The 276-nt window shown below is 68.1% G+C and carries 1 protein-coding gene; it reads left to right on the forward strand.

Translation table 11 applies throughout. The annotated features are described in order from the left end of the window. Positions 1-276 (forward strand): AAA family ATPase (locus tag ACFHWE_RS23820; protein ID WP_416604117.1); only part of this gene is annotated, 276 nt, incomplete at both ends.

Here is a 276-nt window from a genome sequence, read left to right on the forward strand (position 1 = left end):
CGCGGGAGATCTACGAGTTCCTGGACTCGTACGTGATCGGTCAGGACGCGGCGAAGAAGGCCCTGTCGGTGGCGGTGTACAACCACTACAAGCGTGTGCGGCCTGCGGGGGAGCGCCCGGGCGAGGAGGGTGTGGAGATCGCCAAGTCCAACATCCTGCTGCTGGGCCCGACGGGGTCGGGCAAGACGCTGTTGGCGCAGACGCTGGCGCGGATTCTGAACGTGCCGTTCGCGATCGCCGACGCCACGGCGCTGACCGAGGCGGGGTATGTGGGCG

The organism is Nocardiopsis sp. LOL_012 (genome assembly GCF_048060475.1).
GTDB lineage: Bacteria > Actinomycetota > Actinomycetes > Streptosporangiales > Streptosporangiaceae > Nocardiopsis.